The organism is Zhongshania sp. (assembly GCF_041623545.1).
Lineage (GTDB): Bacteria > Pseudomonadota > Gammaproteobacteria > Pseudomonadales > Spongiibacteraceae > Spongiibacter.
The window spans coordinates 1-2,642 of record NZ_JBFJWS010000383.1 but is presented as its reverse complement, the minus strand read 5'-3'; the positions used below and the strand labels follow the sequence as shown (position 1 = coordinate 2,642).

4 protein-coding genes are annotated in these 2,642 nt (G+C 49.3%); all 4 read right to left on the bottom strand.

What is annotated here, in order from left to right; translation table 11 throughout:
- Window positions 1-292: class I SAM-dependent methyltransferase (locus ABYT30_RS18235; RefSeq protein ID WP_373097931.1), on the bottom strand; the 292-nt coding region annotated here is incomplete at its 3' end.
- Between the two features lie 13 nt (window positions 293-305).
- The gene (locus tag ABYT30_RS18230; RefSeq protein ID WP_373097929.1) at window positions 306-1,097 is read right to left on the bottom strand and encodes a glycosyltransferase family 2 protein; all 792 of its coding nucleotides are present in this window, start codon (window positions 1,095-1,097) and stop codon (window positions 306-308) included.
- Window positions 1,098-1,135: 38 nt separating this feature from the next.
- Window positions 1,136-2,047, bottom strand: a complete 912-nt coding sequence (gene rfbD, locus ABYT30_RS18225; RefSeq protein WP_373097928.1) for a dTDP-4-dehydrorhamnose reductase — start codon at window positions 2,045-2,047, stop codon at window positions 1,136-1,138.
- Window positions 2,044-2,583, bottom strand: coding sequence for a dTDP-4-dehydrorhamnose 3,5-epimerase (gene rfbC / locus ABYT30_RS18220; RefSeq protein ID WP_373097926.1), 540 nt, complete (start codon window positions 2,581-2,583; stop codon window positions 2,044-2,046). Before rfbC ends, rfbD begins: the two co-directional genes overlap by 4 nt.
- Window positions 2,584-2,642 lie beyond the last annotated feature (59 nt).

Sequence of the window (2,642 nt, the reverse complement as noted above, 5' to 3'; positions counted from 1 at the left end):
GTTCAATCACGTCATTACACACTATTAAATCAAAGTAGCCATCCGGGAGCTCTGCCTCAACTTCGTCGTATGTACCAACTAAAACCTTTGTCAATGTATTCAATGCCAATTTAGCCGATGCACTATCGGGCTCAACCCCCCAATACTCAGCCACACCTTCAAAGTTTTTAGCAAACCCCCCTTTTCCGCAACCGATCTCTAAAACTCGCTTAACGCCACTCGGAATCAACTCCACTAGATCTTTCCGCGAGCCGTCGTAGTATATATCTGGGACATTCTTATTCTGCGCCACTAGCTACTTCCCCTTAATTATTAAGCGAGTTAACGCCCTTTAGTTTTGCTCGGGCACGTAAATAACGTGACCTGCCGAAAGTTAGCAGTGCGATCCACTTTCTGCGCGTATTGTCACGAACATAGTTATTCAAAACGTCGTCTGGCAGACCATGTTTCAGCGCATATAAGGCAAAGGATCGCCCTTTGTGGAAATGGATAAACTCATTTACTTTCTTGGTCCGCACTGTAGAGCCACCGCCAACATGGGGAATACTCACATTGCGACACTGAATTACTTTTAAGCCAGCATCATTAGCGCACTTGCAGATATCCTTGTCTTCCTCATAAAGAAAGAACCGCTCATCAAAATAACCAATGGCATTCATTTTTTCGGTATCAAACAACAATACTGCGCCAACCAGCCAATCAACCGCCTCAACTTCATGATCATCCACAGGCTCAAGTGCGGGGCCAGCGATTGCAGCGTCATTGGATTTTAGTTCCGACAATAATTTTTGCAGCGCAGATTCTGATAATTGCGTATCTGGATTCAGCACCATCACATAACGCGTTTTACTGGCCGCAATGCCGATATTGCAGGCGCCACCAAAACCTACGTTAGCCGCATTTTTTAGCAGCTCCACTTCACCGCCGTATTTCTTTAGCATTTCATCGGTTTGATCAGTACTTGCATTATCAACGATGAGCCAACGCGGCATGGGTGATCTTGCGCCATCGCGCAGTGAATCAATATGTGCAGCTAAAACTGCTGCACTATTATAGGTCACCGTTACCAAGGTCAACTCTTTGGAAAGATCTTGCATATTCAAACCCTATTCATAATCACAGCGATGCGGCGTTTTTATTCGGTCATTTTCGCAATGACCGCGGTTATCGCGAGCCGCCAGTCGCTCGCCACCACACCATAATCCGCCACGATTTTATCGCTACTCAACACGGAATAAGCAGGCCGCTTGGCCGGCGTTGGATATGCCTCGGTGGCAATGGCATTCACGCTGGGTATGTTTGCCAGCCTGCCAAGCTGATGCGCCTGTTCAAATATTTCCATCGCAAAGCCGTGCCAACTCACTGCCTCGTCACCGGCATAATGATAAATACCACTTCGGGCTTCACCATTGTGCATTTGATCCGCAACAGTTATCAAAGCCACTGCAATATCACCGGCATAAGTCGGGCAGCCAACTTGATCGGCCACCACGCCAAGCGTGTCGCGCTCCCTAGCTAAGCGCAACATGGTCTTTAAAAAATTATTGCCATATTCACTAAATACCCACGCGGTGCGCATAATAATGTATTTTGAGGCATGGCGCTGAATCGCCAACTCGCCATCCAACTTGGTTTGGCCATACACTCCAGTCGGGCCAATTGAATCGACTTCCACATACGGCGTTTGCTTATTACCGTCAAACACATAATCAGTAGAAACATGTAGCAAGGGTATATCGAAACGCGCACTAAGCTTGGCCAGCGCGGCGGCGCCATCGACATTCACCCGCTGGGCTAACTCAGGTTCTGACTCAGCCTTATCCACTGCAGTATACGCAGCCGCATTGATTATCGCCGTGACCTCCTTATCAGCAATGATCTTTTCTAGCACGACGGTATCATTGATGTCCGCGTCGCCCCGACTCAATAAGGTATGGGAAATACCCTGAGCCTTGAGCCGATCGGCCAAACACTGTCCCAGCTGACCATTAGCCCCTGTAACCAGCAGATGCATCGCTGCTTTTGTCGCGCCCTGCCCGCCACTCATGACCGAAACAACTCAGCGAAGGTCGGCGCCACGCTGTCTTTATCTGACAGTGTGGGGTTTTCTAGCGGCCAGGTAATCGCCATCGCTGGATCGTTCCAGATCAAGCTACCCTCGTCGCTGGGATCATAATAATCGGTGCATTTGTATTCAAAATCAGCCATGTCGCTAAGCACCACAAAGCCGTGGGCAAAACCCGGCGGCACCCAAAACTGGCGCTTATTTTCTTCCGAGAGAATAACCCCTTCCCACAGGCCAAAGCTGGGCGAGTCTGGTCGGATATCCACGGCAACATCATAGACCTCACCACTGACCACCCGCACCAACTTCCCCTGCGGCTTGGTCTTTTGAAAATGCAGCCCCCGCAATACGCCTTTAGCAGAGCGCGAGTGATTGTCCTGCACAAAGGGCAGACTAATACCGGCCATTTCTCGGTAGCGATCAGCCTGAAAGGTCTCTAGGAAGAAACCGCGGTGATCACCAAAGACCTTGGGTTCGATAATCACACAATCTTTAAGCTTGGTTTGAATAACGTTCATTGCTGTCTCGAATTCCGTTTATTTATAGCCGTCGGCGACCCGCAGCAGGTACTGGCCAT